Here is a 17867-nt window from a genome sequence, read left to right as displayed (position 1 = left end):
CTACCTACTTTCGATCTTGGGGGAGAGGAAAACGTGGCAAACGCTATCGAGCTGCCGGAGCAGCTCGGCGACGATGGTAGAAAGTTTCGATTCGTCGAAATTGGAGTATCCCCAAGCCGCTTCCGAAAACTCGGGAACGAAGCGGTCACCCGATTCGCCAAGGTCGAGGGCGGACACGATGAAGTTCGCAATGTGCACGAGGCTCACGCCCCGCAGGTGGTTTCTGGCGAGCACGGGCTTGTTGTGGTGACGAACGAGGGTGACGATATTTTCGGGAAAACGCCAGTGTTGCAAAGCGGCGGCACCGACTTCGGCATCGTCGAATCCGAGAGCGGAATGGGCGGCTTGCTGGTAGTGAATTTCCTTTTTCTGGGTTCGCCTGTAAATGTCCTTAGCCTCCTCCGGGAATAGGTTGGCGATGAGCGGTCGACCGATCTTGTGCAGGAAGCCTGCGAAGAAGTGACGTTCCGTATTGGCGTCGCGACTTTCCAAGGCTATGAGCCGGGCGCACAGCCCGACTGCGATATTGTGCCTCCAAAACTGATCGGTGGGCACGGGAAACTCGGGCGTCTGCTTGAGGACGCGTGGCAGGGAGAGGGAGAGGCTGACGTTGCGCGTGTTGCGCAGCCCAATGACGCTCAGCGCGTCCGGGATGCTCGCGATGGTGATGGGATAGTTGTAGAAGCAGGAGTTCGCCAAGGCGAGAAACCGGCTCGCGAGATCGGCATCCGACTCGACGATGCGGGCGATGTCTTCGAAGGAGGATTCGGGACTGTCGACGGCGTCCTCTATCGCCAGAACGAGCGCGGGAAGCGGCGGGAACTTGTCTGCGTCCTCGAGTACGGGGTTGAGCAGGGAGATCACGATTGTGGCAGGGGATGGTCTGAGGATTTCGCCGACTCAAGAACGGCGATTTCCCTGACAGCGACAACCACCGGGTGGGAGGATTTGACGAGTTTAAATCGTTTCTGGATTTGCAGTTCGGCGTCTTGCTTGGCGATGTTGGAGGGATTTTTCACGGGAATCGATTCGGCCGAATCGGCGAGTCCCTCTACGTTCACGCTTTCCACGCCCCACATCATGAGGATCTCGATCTTCTTTTCGTTCAGCTTGGTTCCGGCCGGGAACAGTAAGCGTGCGTCTAGGTTGAAGACGTCATCAGCAAGGATGTCCCCGGCCTTGACTTCGTGTGGTGAACGGTTGGGCATGTGAAAGCGTTGTTTCTAAGAAACGAAGCTTTAGGGAACGGCTGCTTTTTGGCAAACCTTGCTAACCGTTGACCGGACTTTTCCAGCGACTTTGCGGGAGGTAGGCGAGGGCGATGAAAAACAGCTGCAGCACCCAAAATCCTGCGAGGTACTGGAAGGCGGAATTCATGAATCCGTAGGAGTGGAGGCCGATGCCGAGCATGTTGGTGCCCATCCAAGACCAGCTCGTCACGACGTTACCGAAAATCGCCATGGCCATGATGCCGCGTGTTCTGGCGAAGCCGCCCCAGCGGGCGTGCAGGATAATGACATTCCACAAGACCAGCAGGATGGCGCCGTTTTCCTTGGGGTCCCAACCCCAGAACCGGCCCCATGACTGGTCAGCCCAGATCCCGCCTGTCACCGTGCCGAAGAAGCTGAACAAGGTTGAGAAGCAGACGATGCCAAAGACGACGGAGGAAAGCATCTTGGCGACCTTCTTGTCTATCAGCTTGGTGGTAATTCCAGCAATGACGTAGAAGATCGCGAAGAAACCAGCGAAGAAGGTGGCGGCGTAGCCGAAGGTCACGGTCAGTACGTGCACTGTCAGCCAGAAGTTAGAGTCCAGAACGGCCTTCATCTGCTCGAGGGTATCTTTGCCGTCAATGAGATGGTGGGCGACGATCAGGCTCGCGATTCCGATGACCGAGGCGACAAAGCTGCCAATCCCGTTCTTGAATAGCTTCTCGATAATGAGAGCGAGCAAGGTGGCTCCCCAGCCCACGTAGATCGCGGAGGAGTAGAGGTTGATCACGGGCGCGTAATCGATGATATAGACTCGGAAGCCCATGCCAATCGTGTGGAAAACGAATACTGCGACCGTTGTCCAGTAGGCGGCTCGATTCAGCGCTTGGGAGCCGAAAGGCCAGGAGAAGACCGCTAGCAAGAAAACGATCACGTATCCAATGATGGATACATAGAAGGGGCTCAGGTAGTTGAAGAGTCGCTCCGCGGTGGCCTTGCTCGTAGCCTCTGGATCGATGCTTTCGATGGCTTCGTGCAGCTTGGGCAGGGCTGCGTTGAATGTCTCGGCGTCGCCTTGACGATAGGCGTCAACCAAAGTGGCGTAGTGTAGCGTGACTTCGCTGGGCTTGCCGTCCCGGGTGATTTCGTCGAGTGCGCTGCTCATTTTCAGCCACGTCTGCTCGCCATCGACGTGTGGCCTTGGGTGGGTGAAGAAGAGCGATTCGGATTCGAAGGTACGGTAGACCTGCATGAAGCTGAGCATGGGGCTGAGCTTGGAGGAGTCGAAATCTTCGCCGCGTTGCTGTTTTTCGGTTTCTTCGATCGCCGCAGGTATGATGGTTTGCAGGGCCGTGAGCTCCTCGATGAAGCTGGGAGATTCGCCGTGGTGTACGGTACGCGTCAGGTTGTAGAAGCGAATTACGTTGTTAGCCAGGTTGACGACTGCGTTTTGGTAGCGGTTTCGCAGCTGGCCTTCGATTTCGGAGGCTTCGACGGCGTCTTGGCGAATCTTGTCGTAGACGGTGCGAATTTCGTTGAGCGAGTAGTAGTGGTGGCTGCTGCCGGATCCAAGGAGCATTCGCTTGATCATCGAACCGCTTTGGTCTGGCTCCTTGTGCGGCAAGATCGCCCTCAAGCCATCGTCATGGATTCTGAATACAGGGCGATCGACGGCGAGTTGCGGTTGGAAAAGGACCTCCGCGAGCCACTCGATTGGCTGGTGGCGGCTGCCGTCTTGGTAGGTGGCCGTACTCTTTCCGTTTATTGCGAGGAGGGTGTTTCTCGCTACCGAATCGAGGGGTTGCACGCGGCCGTTGAGTACCACTGGAATCTGGCCGAACGAATCGTAGTCGAGCTCCGACTTTGGCGTTTGGCGCTTGTAGTTCGAGTATATGGTCCCGAAAAAGACCGCCAAGGCAATGATGGTGAAAAGGCTGCGTTTCATGCGGCTGCTTTCTTTCTTCTCTTAGAAAAACGTTGTAGGCTGATACCGAATTGGAGAGCCAATCCGAGGGTCATGAGTGAGCAGGAAATGTAGGGAAGGCTGCGACCGGGGTTGCGCACGACTTGCAAGATCGAAGTCTTGTCGTCGTTCATGAATCCTTGTTGGTAGAACGTAAGGTCGTCGTAGCGAAGCGGGTTGTTCATATAGATAAGGAAGTCCTGTTCCAAGCCAGTGTCCTTATCCAGCACAGTCACGTCGCTTGAGAAGTTTTTCGGGATATTAGTTCCGAGGTAGCGGTCGTGGCTAAAGTCCTTGAGCGTGATCGCATAGTCTAACATCTCCCGCTCGCGTCGCATGAGGATCGTGTATTCGCGTCCTCCATACGAAACCGATTGGTTCGGGATGAACTCTCGAACCAGCCAAGTTCCGAGGACCTCTGAGCTTTGCCCGTTCGATTCCTTGGAGAAGAGCGTTACGATAACCGCTGGCACGTTGCGGTCGTTCATCTTGCCGGTTTCTGCAATGGGGAGGGCGTAGGCTTGCAGTCCGATACCGCGGTTGGCGAGACGGGCGAAGTCAGGCGTCGACTCGTTGCGGCGCTGCATCACGGAATTCGGCATGAAGTCGTCTACGCTGATATTGAACGGAAGCCCGTCCACGGAGATTTGCTGTTTGCGCTCTAGCATGACCTGAGGGATCGCATAGACGCGATCCTTGTCGGGGTCGGTCGTGTCAACGATAGCGAGCTCGGAATCGCGGAAGCTTTCGGTGAAGTCGACGGTTTGCCCTTCGTCTATGGTCAGGCTTGCCTCATGTTGGAAGACACTGGAAATGAACTCTCCGAGCAGCAAAAGGATGAAGCCCACGTGCACCAGCCAGATTCCGATCTTGTCTGTGGTAAACTTGAAGCGGTAGACGATGGCGGCCGTCATGTTGATGAGCAGGACGAAGCCGATCAAGTAGCCGCCAGGCATGTAGGGAACGCTGATGTCGAGCGAAGGGATGTATTGCGTAACGAATACAGTGTAGAAATATTTCTCGGTCGCTCCATGGATGCCGAGATTCGCTTGGTCGATCGTGCCAAAGAGGATCAGGACCATCGCTAGGACGAAAGCTCCGATCGTCACTTCGAGCGATGCGAGAATTTTTAGAAGTGGTTTCATCGTCTTGAAACGCGGACCGAACCGCTAGTGGTTGTGCCCCTCGTGGCTAAAGTGAACGCTTTGCAGCAGCGCCGTGAATTCATCGCGTTGCAGGTCGACCAGTACGGCATCTCCCTTGAGCTTGAAGAAAAACGACTTACCGCCCTGTTCCATGATGGCGACTCGTATCCACTCCTCAGATACCGTCTTTTCGGCATCGGATTCGGGTTTCAGCTCGAAAACCTTGAACTCAAGGCCAGCGGGATTCTTGAGGATTCGCGTGGCTGCCGCCACTTTCTCGGGGCTCCAGGGCGCGAGTCCGATCTGCCCACGCCAGCGATTTACGTTGGCCACCAGTCCGCCAGTGTCGCCGGGGAAGGATGTAATCGAGAAGTCGGCGGGAGGATAGCCTTCCTTGGAGATGGAGTAGCTTGCGATGCGGATGGAGTTGCCGGCCGATTCCATCCAACCACTCGGGGCGGTAAAGGTGAGGTCGCCGAGGTGTTCACCATGGTTATGCTCAGCAATGCTGCCGGCGCTGGTTGCCTCATCGCCAAATTTCAAGCCACGCAGGAACACGCTGAAGGCTGGAATTTGGCTTTTCACGGTACTGAAAGGTCCCGACATCTTGAAGAACCAGCTTTGGCCTTGGTAGGGAATGACTGCGGCGTAGATGCGGTTTGAAGCCTCCGCGGCGCTTTTCGCCTTGAGGTCGAGGACGTAGGCGGTGGCCCGGTCGTCGAGATCGACTTCCACGGTGATCGCATCGAGTTCCTCTTGGGAAATTTCTGGAAGAGAGGCTTGGCGCAGCCAGCGGTTTGCGTTGGCGAGCAATCCCCCTGTGTCGCCCGGGAACGCGGTGACTGTGATTTCAGCGGTACCTGCCTTGTCGGAAAAGACATAGTTCCCCTTGCGGAATTGGGTGGGAGGAAGGGACTTCCACTGAGGGGAGGGGGTCCAGGCGATGGGTTCTGCGGCGGCGCTAGCGGCAGACGGCTGCGCGAGGGCGCGCGGCGGGTCGATGGAGCCCTTGTCGACGTCGTATACCTTGATTTCAGGTTTACGGCAGCCGGTAGGGAGGGTGAGCGACGCTGTCAAAACGCCGATCCAAGCTAGGCAGATGTAGGATCTCATATGAATCGAAGAGGAGATAAGGGACTCGAATAGCATAAATCAAGCAGGACCGGACTTTGGCGGAATGACTCTCGAAAACTAATACGTGGTATTAGTTTGAGTGTGGGCTTCGGGAAGGGTTGCCAAAGCGGATGGGAGCGGTCTAAAGACCTTTGCCACAGCGTTTTCTACCATGGCGAAGAAAGAATCCTCCCTCGACCGCGTCCTCGGTCGCATCGAAAGTCTCGACGCGACGAACCTCACGAACCTTGCTCAGAAGTTGGCCCGCGAACGGGCTTACTTAGAAACCGTTTTCAACACGGCCCTGGAAGGCATACTGGTAGTCGACGAAGAGGGGGAGGTCCAGTACGCCAACGAGTCGGGGCAACGCATGATCGGGCTCAGCGACAGCGAGGTTGGAACCACGTTGCTATGGCGCCTGATACCCGGCCTGCGCGATTCGCTCGGGCTGGAGGAGGGCGAGCCGCTGCGGGATTCAATCAGCTCCCGCGAGCTGGAGTTAACTTACCCTGAACAGCGTTTCGTGCGGATTTACTTTCTGCCTTTCAAGGAGCCTGTCGGCGAAGACGACAAGCAGTTCGTTGTGATGCTTTCCGACATCACGAACGAAAAGAGGACCAAGGACGAAACCATCGAATCGGAGAAAATCGCTTCGATCCTCCTCCTCGCGGCGGGGGTTGCCCATGAATTGGGAAATCCGCTCAATTCGCTCACCATTCACTTGCAGCTAATGGAGCGACAGCTCGCCAAGCTCGAATCCGGACCGGCGACTGGAAAGCTGGGAAACTCCCTTTCGGTTTGCCGCGGCGAGGTGGAGCGACTGGACGGGATCATAAAAAACTTTTTGGAGGCCATTCGTCCGCAAGAGCCGGACTTTCAGGTCCTCGATTTGAGTCTGGTATTGGAGGAGGTGCTGGAGGTCGTGGGGTCCGAGCTGAACGATCGAGGCATCACGGTGGAGGTCGAGGTCGTTTCCGAAGCCCCGATCGTGAGGGCTGACCGAAACCAAATGAAGCAGGTTTTCTTCAACTTAATAAAGAATGCGATGGAGGCGATGGGACCGGGGGGCGCCTTGAAAATCGTTTCCCGTTCCGACGAAGAGAAGATCTATCTGCGCTTCGGAGATTCGGGGGAAGGCATACGGCAGTCCGACCTTTCCCGCGTTTTCCAGCCCTACCATACAACGAAAAAGTCGGGCTCCGGATTGGGCTTGATGATCGTGCAGCGCATCATTCGCGGTCACGGCGGCCAAGTCGGTATCGACAGCCAAGAGGGCGTGGGAACGGTGGTGACCCTCGAACTGCCCAAGCGAAACCGCAAGCTGGTCATGCTGGAGGCGTGAGTTGTGGCGCTTTCCTTTTCCAACCGGTGGCGTGGCTTCTCCGAAGACGCCCATCATTCCGGAAGCATTCGAAATGCGTCTTCGGAGAAGCCGCGCCACCTTTTCGACCAATTGACCGCTGGGACCCAGTCCTCGATAAGTCACTTTGTGACAAAACTGCACACTTGACCATCCCCGAGCTAGAGCTAGGTTTGCGGCATGGTGCCAACTATTCTCATTGTTGACGACGAGCGGCATACTCGCGAAGGCTTGATGCAAGTCTTGGAGGAATCCTACGACATCTACCTCGCCGAGAACGCGGACGAGGCGTTTAACCTCATGGAGTCGGAGTCCTTCGATGTGGTTTTGACGGATCTGCGCATGCCTGGGAAGTCGGGCATGAAGGTGATCGACAAGGCCCTCGCCCTCGCGAATCGACCGCCCGTGATCATGATGACCGCCTACGGAGACGTCGATTCTGCAGTGGAGGCGATGAAACGAGGCGCCTACGACTTTTTGACGAAGCCGGTCAATATCGAGAAGCTGGAGATTCTGATCAAGAGGGCGCTCAAGTCGCGGGACTTGGAAACGGAGGTAGCTCAACTGCACGAGCGCCTGGACGTGAAGTTCAACTTTGACGGCATCGTCGGCAACTCCGCCGAGCTGACCAAGGTGATCGATCGCGTCAAGCTGGTGGCTCCCTCGAGGGCGAGCGTCTTGATCGAAGGCGAAACCGGTACCGGCAAGGAGCTGATTGCCCAGGCGATTCACCAAAACTCGAATCGCTCCAAGGGGCCCTTCGTGGCGGTGCACTGCGCGGCCTTGCCGGCGGCCCTGCTGGAGAGCGAGTTGTTCGGGCACGAAAAAGGTGCGTTTACCGGCGCCACCGAGCGGCGCATCGGTCGCTTCGAGATGGCGGAAGGCGGAACCTTGTTTCTCGATGAAATTGGTGAAATAGACCTCTCTACGCAGGTGAAGCTGCTGCGTTTCCTGGAGCAGCGCACTTTCGAGCGATTGGGCAGCAGCAAGTCCATCAAGGTCGACACGCGCTTGGTCGCGGCAACCAATAAGGATCTTTTGGAAATGGTAGCGAAAGGGGATTTTCGCGAAGACCTCTACTATCGCCTCAATGTCGTTCAGATTCGGATGCCTTCCTTGGCGGACCGGGCGGAAGACTTGCCGCTGCTCTTGAACCACTTCCTCAAGGAATTCGCGGCTGAAAACGAAATGGAGCCACCCACCTTCGAGCCGGGAGCGATTCAAGCCCTGCGTCGCTACGCCTGGCCGGGCAACATTCGCGAGCTGCGCAACTTCGCCGAGAACGCTGTGGTGCTGCATCGAGGCGGCGTCATCCACGACTACGACCTGGAGGCGAAGTTTCGGGGAGAAGGCCCGTCGGTGGACGGTTCGGGCAAGATCGTTTCGCCCCTCGACAAGGAGGAGAACGAGAAGCGCTTGCTGCGCGAAGCGTTGGCCGACGCCCGCGGGAATCGGACTCGGGCAGCCGCCTTGCTGGGGATCTCGCGGCGAACCTTGCACCGGAAGCTGCAGCAGTGGCCCGAGCTCGACGTGGTGGATCGCTAAGGGCAAGCGGGCTTTTGAGGGGCGAGGCTCGTTTGGCGACGCCATCGGGGAGCTCTGGTCCATGAGGGAGAGCGTCTTCGGAGAAGCCGCGCCACTTGGTTTGTATTGTTTCCGAGCTCGGTTTTTGGGCCTTTCCGAGGGGCTGAAATTTTTGCGGAATTTTCTGTTGACTTGAGGTCTTTGAAATGGATTCTGACGCACCTCTTCAATGAGGCGGGCGTAGCTCAGTTGGTAGAGCACCACCTTGCCAAGGTGGCTGTCGAGAGTTCGAATCTCTTCGCCCGCTCCACTTTCCCTCCGGGGAGGGTGCGAAACCCTCATTGCATGCGGGCGTAGCTCAGTTGGTAGAGCACTACCTTGCCAAGGTAGCTGTCGAGAGTTCGAATCTCTTCGCCCGCTCCACCTTTTGAAAAGCCTCCTCGGACCCGGGGAGGCTTTTTTGTGTTGCTGGAGGGATCGGTTCCACCCGGTCCTCATCGCAGGAGAGCAAGGCGCGGACGACGTAGAAGTCCTCCCTCCAGCTTTGGCATACTGACGCCAAGGCTCTGTTTCGGGCTTGTGCGTCGGGGAGGTTGCAGCTCCAATGCGCCGCGTGAAAGCAAGCGACCTCTTTTCCTTTCCTGACAGCATCCCCTTTGCCGATTTCTTCGCTCCCAATGCGCTGCCTTGGGAGTGGATTCAACAGATCAAGCCGGCGCTGGCTTCCGGATTCGAGGAGCGTTTGCCGGAGAAAATCCCAGCAGGCGTCTCGATCAAGGGCAAGGTGTTCATCCACGAGTCGGTGGAGTTGCCGCCGTTTTGCTCGATCGAGGGGCCGGTCTGGATTGGCGAGGGAGTTCAGATTCGCCCGGGGGCATACATTCGCGGCAATGTTATCATCGGAGCCGGGTCCGTGGTGGGCAATTCCTGCGAGTACAAGAACTGCCTGCTTTTGGAAGGCGTGCAGACGCCCCATTTTTCCTACATCGGAGACTCGGTATTGGGCAATCGCTCGCACCTGGGAGCCGGCGTTATATTATCCAACCTGCGACTGGACCAGAAGCCGGTCAAAGTGAGGACAGGTGATGGACTGGTGGATACGGGTATGCGCAAGTTCGGAGCCTTGCTGGGAGACGACGCGGAGGTCGGTTGCAATGCCGTGCTCAACCCCGGTTCCATCCTTGGTCGCAAGGCAATCGTGGGCCCCTTGATTCCATTTGTGGGCACCCTAGGCGAAGGGCGCATGCTTCTGGGCAAACCTGCCAGTCGTCAAGTTGACCGTCCGGAATAGGCGGGGCTCAATACGATCTTTAGGAAGCGACCTTGCCCCGCGAAAAATGGTTCGAGATCGTGCCGCAAGGACACTTCCCGCGCGCTCGGAAAACCTTTCGCTTGAACCCGCCGCCTGCCGCCGCAAACTCCCCCAGCTTTCCCACCGCACTTTAGACATGAGAATTCTTTCAGGCATCCAGCCTTCGGGCATCCTTCACGCCGGCAACTATTTTGGCATGATGAAGCCATCGATCGACCTGCAGGAGCAGGGCGAGGCCTACTACTTCATCGCCAACTACCACTCCATGACCTCGTTGACCGACGCCAACCTGCGTCGGGAGTACACCCAGCGCGTGGCTATCGACTTCCTTGCTTGCGGCTTGGACCCTAAGAAAGCGGTGCTTTTCAGGCAATCCGATGTGCCAGAGCACGTGGAGCTCTCATGGATGCTCTCTACCGTTTGTCCGATGGGCTTGCTGGAACGTTGCCACAGCTACAAGGACAAGATCGCGAAGGGGATTTCACCCAACCATGGCCTTTTTGCCTATCCAGTCCTCATGGCTGCCGACATCCTGATCTACGATGCTGACGTGGTACCCGTTGGGCAGGACCAGAAGCAGCACGTGGAGGTGACGCGTGACCTCGCCAACAAGTTCAACGACCTCTACGGAGAAACCTTTGTAGTACCCGAACCCCGGATACGGGAAGACGTCGCCAAGGTGCCCGGAGTCGACGGTGGTAAGATGTCCAAGAGCTACAACAATACCATCGACATCTTCGGCGAGGAGAAGGCTATCAAGAAGCGCATCATGAGCATCGTGATGGACAGCCGCGGCATGGACGAGCCCAAGCCGGACGCGGAGGAGAACAACGCCATCCAGATTCTCAAGTACGTCGCGGACGAGGAAACCTACACGGAAACCGTGGAATTGCTCAAGGCCGGCGGCTATGGCTATGGCCATGTGAAGAAGAAACTTTTCGAATGCTACTGGGATCACTTTGCGGAAGCTCGCAAGCGTCGCGAAGAGCTTTTGGCTAACATGGACTACGTCGAGCAAGTGCTCCGCGAGGGAGCCGAGAAAGCCCGCGGAATCGCCTCGGCCGTGAACAAGCGCGCTCGGGTTGCCTGCGGACTCCAATAAAGGCTGTGAAGCGATTGCGATCGGAGCCGATGTAGTAAGTTGGAAATCGAGGACGAGGTTCCCAATCGGTCCCTTAGGCTTGTATTTTGCTGCTCTTGATTTCTCTTAGCTAAACCTTTCGTTTCTTTATGCCGGACCCAAGCAAGATCAGCGTCATGATCGTCGACGATTCGCCGACGGCGAGGCGAATCCTTACGGATATCGTCAATCGCGGGCAAAACATGGAAGTGACCGCGGCGGTCGCGGATCCCTTTGAGGCAGTTGCCCAGCTCAAGCAGCAAACGCCGGACGTCATGATCCTAGACGTTCAGATGCCGCGCATGGACGGAATCACCTTCCTCAAGAAGCTGATGGTGCAGCACCCGTTGCCGGTCATCATGTGCTCCAGCCTTACCGAGGAGGGCTCGAAAACGTCTTTCGAGTGCCTGGAAAACGGAGCGGTAGAAATCATTGCGAAGCCGCGGGCCGCTACCAAGGAGGTCATGCACGAACTGGAGTTGCGTATCCACGACGTCATACGCTCTGCTGCGGTCGCCCGCTTTCGTTCGCGCTCGGGAAGCCTGGTGTCCAGTCGATCGGAGCAAAAGGCTCCACCTCCGGCCTTCGTGCCGCGAGCCAAGCTTTCGCCGGACGAAGTGATTCCGCCGCCGAGCCTCGATGGTTATCGCAACATCCCCGTGACTGCCCAGAAGGTCATCGCTGTCGGGGCCTCCACAGGCGGCACCGACGCGATCAAGGTCTTCCTGGACTCGATGCCGGAAAATTGTCCGGGAATCGTAGTGGTGCAGCACATGCCGGAAGGCTTCACTGCGTCGTTTGCGAATCGCCTCAACGCGACCTGCAAGGTACGCGTGCGGGAAGCCCGTAACGGGGACCTGGTCGAACCGGGCCTCGTGCTCATCGCTCCCGGCTCGCACCACATGACGCTGCGCCGCGCGGGCAGCCGCTACACGGTCGAAGTGAAGAATGGCCCCCTCGTGAGCCGCCATCGCCCCTCGGTGGACGTGCTTTTTCGCTCGGTTGCCCTCAGTGCCGGTCGCAACGCGGTGGGCGTCATCCTTACCGGAATGGGCGACGACGGAGCCATTTGCATGAAAGAGTTGCGGGATTCCGGAGCTTACAACTTTGCCCAAGATCGAGACAGCTGCGTCGTTTTTGGCATGCCCAACGAAGCCATCAAGCATGGCGGCGTGCACGAAACCCTGCCGCTGGAAAAGATTGGCCCGCGCGTGTTGGCCAAGATTCAAGGGTAAAAGCAGGGTCGTCTTCGAACCCTAGCCAGCGACCGCGGAGAATAGGTCCAGCAAGAAGAACGCTGGCTGAAGTGAGGGTTGTCGCCTTTGGCTCGGTTCAGCGCTACGGATTGTGCCCAGAGGGGTGACGATTGGCTGCCGGAGGTGATACCTTAACCTGAAAGACTCATGAACTCGTTTCCCGAATCGCCCGTCACCCGACTCCAGCAAGGCTTTACCTTGCTGGAACTCTTGGTGGTGACGGCCATCGTCGCCATATTGGTGAGCATCGGAGGAACGGTCTTCTTTTCCCAGCGTAACACCGCGAAGTTCGATCGGGCCGAAGCGGACCTGCAGGTCATCCAGCAGGGGCTAGAGGCTTACAAAGCGAGGTTCGGAAGGTATCCGGAGATGCCGGAAACATTTTCGAACGCCACGATTTCCACGGAAGAAGAGTACTTGCTCAATGCGCTTTGCGGACAGATCGGACCTTCGGGAGACATCATCAGCGGGTCTGGAATTCCCGTGATGCTCAACACCTCGCTGCTGAGCTACGGGAAGGCGGGCTTGCCACTGTCGGGAGTTCAAAAAAATTCCATAATCGACCCATGGGGCAAGGCCTACCAATATGACCCGGAACCCAAAAACGAGAGTGACGATTTGCTTTTTGGATACGAACTAAGTTCAGCTGGGCCCGACGGAAGCTTTGGCACGGAGGACGACATTGTTGCCCAATGAATTCGGCAAAGCTCAAAGATCAGTTGATTCCCGAAAGGCGCCTTTGTACAGCTGGCGCTCGCGCCCTGCCGCGTCTTGCCGAATCCATTCATCCTGCAATGCGGCGTGGCCCAAGCTCCAGCCCTATCTCGAAGAGGACTGTTCGGGCAAAGGCTGCCTTCACTCTTTTCGAGCTTCTGGTTACCATGGCAGTGATCAGCGTGCTCGCCGGCATCGGTTTCTACTCGATCGCTCGCGGGACGGAAGACCGGGCCTTGGAAAAAGGAGCGGACATCTTGCACTCCATGGTGCGAGTCGCTCGCACCCAAGCCATCACCAACGGCGTGCATTCCCGCTTGATTATCAACGCCGACCCCAACGACCCAGAATCCTACTTGAGGCGAATAGGGGTGGTGATCGAGGATCCAGAAAGTGGATACGTCAAGGCCGTTGACCGCGGTGCCTTGCTTCCTGAGGGCATATACTTGGTGCCTCAGGGCGAGGGAGTGCAATTCCCTTCAGGGTGGCCGGAGACGGGGCGACGTAGCGTTTATCGCAAGGCAAATGGCGATACGACCGACGACACGGCGGTTTACGCCTTCGATTACCCTTTGAAGGACAGAATCCCCGAAAACACTGCTGGAAAACCGGATTGGATTTGTATTCAGTTCGCTCCTAACGGAAGGCTATCTACCGTAAATTGGGGTGGTGGCGGAGGGTTGGTTCCTCTGTCAAACCAACTGGTGCTGGCGAACGGTCGAATGGTGAGTGGTAATTTGAGTGTAACGAACGTGAACGATTACATCGGGATCGCATTCAAGCGAAATGGATCGAGCTATCAGACGCGGGAGGCAGATTTAGTCGATGACCAATAGTAGGAGAGGCACTAGGCTTGCTTTCACCTTGCTCGAAGTGGTGGTGGCCTTGGCGATGTTGGCTCTTATTGCAGTGCCTGCCATTGGCTTGGCGACAATGGCGGTTGGTAGCAGCAAGGAACAAATGGCGACTGGTGCTGCGTCAGAGCTCAAGGCTCGCGTGGATACGGCCCTGCGAGCGCTCGCGGGGGAGGGTGTATTCGCCTCTGGTTTTATCCCCACGGATGGAGATCTTAGTTTTGTGGGGAGTCGGGATCTGCGTTTTATCGAAATCGAATCTGGTGCGTTGGATGTAGATAACGATCGGCACTATCGCATATTCGTGCGGGAACCAGAAGGGTATTCCTACAACTCAACTGATCCTTATCGCATTGTCGTTTATGAAGTAATCTGGCCTTACAAGTCCGATGAGCTGGGCGAAAGGAATCAATTATTCTTTGCCACGGTATTCAGGAAATGATGACACCAAAAAAAAGGCGTGCGTTCACTCTGGTTGAACTTGTCGTGTCATTGGCCATTACCTCGGTGATCGCGTTTTTCGTTTTCAGTTTTGCCGCAAGCCTCGCCGATCTTTGGCGCAATACGGAGGGTGGTGTGGACACGGAACTCGATGCACAAATTGCGCTGGATCGAATCGTCATGGATCTAGAAGCTGCCATTTTTCAAGAGCGTCAGGATCCGTTAGGAAATGCGGTTCCGATGTTTGCTTTATCGGCGATCGCCAAGGGTGATGACGATCCCTATCAGGTTAGCTTTTCGAATCGTTGGCAGGATATTGACGAGAGTGCTCGACCAGCTGAGTGGCACTTTGATCCGGGGCAACACCGCTATGGTTGGGCTGGCTCGTGGCTCCGTTTTTTTACGGCAGCTCCCTCGTTTAATGCCGTTGGTTATCAGGTTATTCGAAGACCCGCCTTTGGGGATTCATCGGTGGATCGCTACCTTCTACATCGAAGCCTAATTCGCCAAGACAATACCATAGCAGGGGGATTCGACATCGTGAACGGTAATTATCAGGATGGAACCACAGCGAACGCCATTGCCAGCCCACGACTAGACTCCGCCATCCTGGAGGATGTCGTTGACTTTGGATTGCGTCTATACGTCTTCGACGAATCGATGTCGGGAACTGATGATTCCCCACGCGGTTTGCGTCTGGTTTTTCCCGCTGATGCCAATGGGAATTTGGATATAAACGACAAGGAACACCTTGGCTCCACTTTAACGGGAAACAACTTTGGCAGCCGCTATCCAGAGGTAGCCGAGGTTTTTCTACGCGTTTTGGATGATGTTGGCGCCGATTTGCTCATTCGCCTTGAAGCAGGTGAAACTGTATCCGACTACAATGAAATTGTCGAAAAACACAGTCGACTTTACCAACGGATGGTTCGGCTTCCAGGTCGCGAACCGAAAGGATATACTCCATGACAAGAGAGCGTAGAGGTTTTGCGATTGTCTTGGTCGCGGCTTTAGCGGGCCTGATATTTTTGCTTGGAGCGTCGCTTGTTGTTGTTACGCGTCTGCAGACTGCAGCCGCGAGTTACGATCAACGGGTGCGACTGGCTCGCGAGCATGCTCGAGCCGCGCTCGATATTGCGATAGCGGAATTGCAGGAGGAAATGGGCAAAGATATCGCCGTGTCGTTTACTGCCGATACGTTAAGCGCAGCCGAACCAGAAGACTTTAAGGCGGAACGCATCGGTGCTGCCCGGGAACCATTTTGGACGGGTGCAAGCCAAGGTTCTGGAAACGTAAATTGGTTGGTTACGCGTAAGTTGGACGGTACCACGGCATTGCCGACTGGTGCTTTTTCAGGAGGAGAAGTAGAGCTTCTTGGCGAAGGGACAGTAGGTGACAATCCATTGTTGAAAGTGAAGGTTCCTACCGAATCGATTGCGATGAAAGGCGTGGATGGTTTCGCTGATGACTCAGCGCGAACCATTGGCAACTACGGATACTGGATAGGGGACCTCGGCGTAAAGGCGAGCTACGCGTGGTACGATCAGTTGGATGAGGTAGCGCATGACAACTATATTGGCGTGATCATAGACCCTGATCCGGATGTTCCGGATGACGAATACATCTTGAAAGATCAGAGAGATCGGTTGCGGCAGATGACGATATCAAAACCGGAAATTGAGACAGTCGATACTAACGACGAATCTACAACTCCTACTAATCCTGTTAGGATTGAATCTCTTGTGAGCGATTTTCAATTTCGTTCGGATTTTGGAGATACCAGCTCTGACGACTTGCAAGATGATCGATATCTAATCGATTTGGAGCAGGCCAATGTTGAAGACTTTTTTCATGACTTCACACCGCTATCGAAGGGATTGATGGTGGATAGTGAGAATGGTGGATTGAAATTAGACCTTTCTCTAGCGGAGCCGCCATCTGGCAGTGTTTACAATCAAGCCTACAAAGCGTATTCAAACTTCCATACAGCGAATCTCGCTTCCTATGACCAATTTGATGACTTTACTTACAGCCTGAGGACTGCAGGAGTCGAATCGTTGGGGGTGCTTCCGGCAATCACGCAGTTCAATCTAAACTACGCTATCTATTTCTCGTCGATTGAAGCTGGGCCTTCCGATATATCGGTTTCGGTAGAAGCGTCAGTAGAACTTTGGAACCCATACGTGAATGCAATCGAGTTCAGCGATGGCAATCTAGATGTCCTCATAGAAGGACTGCCAACTAGCCTTTCGGTTTGGTTGAATGACGGTACGCCGGAAGGCGCTCCCAATCTGATATTGAACAGCGTGGATCTGCCGTCGGCTCTCTCGTTTTCGATTGATTCGATTTCCGATGCTTCAAAGCGAATGAGGGCAGGAGAAATCACTCTCTTGTCTGGTCCATTGGAGGATGGTAGCGGCGGAGTGCTTTATGAATTAGCGTCGGGAACGGTGGATCTCACTAGGGCTGTCGTTCATACCTCAAGTATTACTCTGCCCGAAGCGTTGAGTCACTTCTACGTCAAGGTTGGCCTGGTTGGTGAGGCGAGCGATGTCGACCTAAGTGTTAAATTAAGAGACGAAGGATCGGATTTGCTGGTTTACAGTCCTACAAAATTTGTGCTTTCGAAGACTCTATTTGAGAACCCGGCAGTGGTGACCCCTCCTCGTTTTGGTTTCAGTTGGGAATTTGATGACCTTGCCTTTCCGCTCGGCGAAACGACCCAGCTTTTCGATCTATCTTTGGACGCTGCGATCCTGAAGGGGTGGGAGGCCGATGCAGCTGCCGACGTCAATATCAACCCCGTGTTCTCCACTGCTGCTGATGTTTTGTTTGGCGAAACAAGCACATTAGAAGCATCCAAATCTGACTTTCCGTTGTTAAAGCTACCCAAGCAGGCTCTAACCAACGTCGGCCAGCTTAGTGTTGCAACAGGTGTACGGCGGGATGCGCTAGCCCCGTTGATCGGCGAAGCTTTTGCGTCTAGCGACCAAAACAGTTTTTTTGATCAGTACTTCTTCTCTAGCATACCGCCAGGAACCACTGCTTGGGATTTCGGTGACAGTCTGCCAAATACCAATTATCGACCCCGTTCCGGAGTGGCTAGCTATACTGCGGACTCAGCCCAAGACCTTTGGGTGCATGGCATGTTCAATGTGCATTCGACCTCTACCGATGCTTGGGAGGCGATATTGAAAGGATCTCCGGTTTCGCAGCATCCATATTGGAAGGATATTTTGCCTGATGGTACTTTTTTATTTATGAACCACCCTTTGGGGGGTGAAGATATGAATGTCCTTGATCCTGGGACTGCACCCACGATCGAGTCACTAGAAGCGATACGCTTGAGCTTAAAAAAGAACGCTTTTTCCCTGACTGAGGCGCAAGTCGAGGAATTGGCGAAACTCATCGTTAAGGAGATTCGAGGTTACGTTGGAGCCAGTCCGAACAACCCTTTTGACTCGTTGGAGGAATTCGTCGATTCGGGGGTGTTGCAAGACGCCATCGAGGCTCTTGATTCTCATGAGGAGACGACCCTTCGTATCAACCCGTCCTGGGTCATTCCGGGCACGCCGGCGGAGTTTCGGCAGTCGACGATCTTGAACTTGATTTCGGGCATCCTTTCGGTGCGCAGCGATACCTTTCTGGTACGCGCCTACGGGGATGCGGTGGACCCGGCGGATCCCACCAACGTTTGGGCGAAGGCGTACTGCGAAGCGATCGTGCAACGGACACATGAAGAATACGGCGACGATGTGCCAGCATCGACCGCTGACATCGATCGCAAATTTGAAGTGGTGGCCTTCCGCTGGTTGTCGCCTTCGGAAATATGAGGCGGTTGCTGCGACAACTTT

15 protein-coding genes and 2 tRNA genes are annotated in these 17867 nt (G+C 55.6%); 12 read left to right on the top strand and 5 right to left on the bottom strand.

Translation table 11 applies throughout. From position 1 onward, the window contains the following. From IEN85_RS09470 to IEN85_RS09450, 5 genes are all read right to left on the bottom strand, one after another. Positions 1–864: an HDOD domain-containing protein gene (locus IEN85_RS09470; protein ID WP_191616851.1), complete on the bottom strand. Its 864-nt coding sequence runs from the start codon at positions 862–864 to the stop codon at positions 1–3. Continuing rightward, entirely contained in the window at positions 861–1208 is a 348-nt protein-coding gene (locus IEN85_RS09465) for a hypothetical protein (RefSeq protein WP_191616850.1), read from the bottom strand. Before IEN85_RS09465 ends, IEN85_RS09470 begins: the two co-directional genes overlap by 4 nt. A 61-nt stretch (positions 1209–1269) precedes the next feature. Beyond that, on the bottom strand, positions 1270–3156 hold the full coding sequence (locus IEN85_RS09460) for a cytochrome c biogenesis protein (protein ID WP_191616849.1): 1887 nt from the start codon (positions 3154–3156) through the stop codon (positions 1270–1272). Then, positions 3153–4319: a cytochrome c biogenesis ResB family protein gene (locus IEN85_RS09455; RefSeq protein ID WP_191616848.1), complete on the bottom strand. Its 1167-nt coding sequence runs from the start codon at positions 4317–4319 to the stop codon at positions 3153–3155. Before IEN85_RS09455 ends, IEN85_RS09460 begins: the two co-directional genes overlap by 4 nt. Before the next feature lie 24 nt (positions 4320–4343). Then, a complete protein-coding gene (locus IEN85_RS09450) occupies positions 4344–5432 on the bottom strand; it encodes a hypothetical protein (protein WP_191616847.1) in 1089 nt (362 codons plus the stop codon). 172 nt (positions 5433–5604) lie between these two features. Here IEN85_RS09450 and IEN85_RS09445 point away from each other — a divergent pair, with 172 nt between their 5' ends. The 12 genes from IEN85_RS09445 to IEN85_RS09390 all read left to right on the top strand — a co-directional run bounded on the left by IEN85_RS09445 (position 5605) and on the right by IEN85_RS09390 (position 17846). Then, the gene (locus IEN85_RS09445; RefSeq protein ID WP_191616846.1) at positions 5605–6774 is read left to right on the top strand and encodes a two-component system sensor histidine kinase NtrB; all 1170 of its coding nucleotides are present in this window, start codon (positions 5605–5607) and stop codon (positions 6772–6774) included. Between the two features lie 198 nt (positions 6775–6972). Further along, positions 6973–8337: a sigma-54-dependent transcriptional regulator gene (locus IEN85_RS09440; protein ID WP_191616845.1), complete on the top strand. Its 1365-nt coding sequence runs from the start codon at positions 6973–6975 to the stop codon at positions 8335–8337. Between the two features lie 213 nt (positions 8338–8550). Next, positions 8551–8626: transfer RNA gene (locus IEN85_RS09435), tRNA-Gly, on the top strand. Between the two features lie 37 nt (positions 8627–8663). Continuing rightward, a tRNA-Gly gene (locus IEN85_RS09430) sits at positions 8664–8739 on the top strand. A 190-nt stretch (positions 8740–8929) separates the two neighbouring features. Then, the gene (locus IEN85_RS09425) at positions 8930–9607 is read left to right on the top strand and encodes an acyltransferase (protein ID WP_191616844.1); all 678 of its coding nucleotides are present in this window, start codon (positions 8930–8932) and stop codon (positions 9605–9607) included. Positions 9608–9764: 157 nt separating this feature from the next. Then, a complete protein-coding gene (trpS, locus tag IEN85_RS09420) occupies positions 9765–10730 on the top strand; it encodes a tryptophan--tRNA ligase (protein WP_191616843.1) in 966 nt (321 codons plus the stop codon). A gap of 128 nt (positions 10731–10858) precedes the next feature. After that, positions 10859–11983 carry a protein-glutamate methylesterase/protein-glutamine glutaminase gene (locus tag IEN85_RS09415; RefSeq protein ID WP_191616842.1) on the top strand — a complete coding sequence of 375 codons (1125 nt, stop codon included), beginning with the start codon at positions 10859–10861 and terminating at the stop codon, positions 11981–11983. A 168-nt stretch (positions 11984–12151) separates the two neighbouring features. Next, the gene (locus tag IEN85_RS09410) at positions 12152–12700 is read left to right on the top strand and encodes a type II secretion system protein GspG (protein ID WP_191616933.1); all 549 of its coding nucleotides are present in this window, start codon (positions 12152–12154) and stop codon (positions 12698–12700) included. Continuing rightward, on the top strand, positions 12697–13554 hold the full coding sequence (locus IEN85_RS09405) for a pilus assembly FimT family protein (RefSeq protein WP_318186600.1): 858 nt from the start codon (positions 12697–12699) through the stop codon (positions 13552–13554). Before IEN85_RS09410 ends, IEN85_RS09405 begins: the two co-directional genes overlap by 4 nt. Before the next feature lie 28 nt (positions 13555–13582). Further along, positions 13583–14014, top strand: a complete 432-nt coding sequence (locus tag IEN85_RS09400) for a hypothetical protein (protein WP_191616840.1) — start codon at positions 13583–13585, stop codon at positions 14012–14014. Beyond that, positions 14011–14982, top strand: coding sequence for a PulJ/GspJ family protein (locus IEN85_RS09395; protein WP_191616839.1), 972 nt, complete (start codon positions 14011–14013; stop codon positions 14980–14982). Before IEN85_RS09400 ends, IEN85_RS09395 begins: the two co-directional genes overlap by 4 nt. Beyond that, the gene (locus IEN85_RS09390; RefSeq protein ID WP_191616838.1) at positions 14979–17846 is read left to right on the top strand and encodes a hypothetical protein; all 2868 of its coding nucleotides are present in this window, start codon (positions 14979–14981) and stop codon (positions 17844–17846) included. Before IEN85_RS09395 ends, IEN85_RS09390 begins: the two co-directional genes overlap by 4 nt. The last annotated feature ends 21 nt before the right edge of the window (positions 17847–17867 follow it).

Origin of the sequence: Pelagicoccus enzymogenes, assembly GCF_014803405.1 — a bacterium.
GTDB lineage: Bacteria > Verrucomicrobiota > Verrucomicrobiia > Opitutales > Opitutaceae > Pelagicoccus > Pelagicoccus enzymogenes.
The sequence above is the reverse complement of the archived record's forward strand: the minus strand, read 5'-3'. Positions and strand labels throughout refer to the sequence as shown.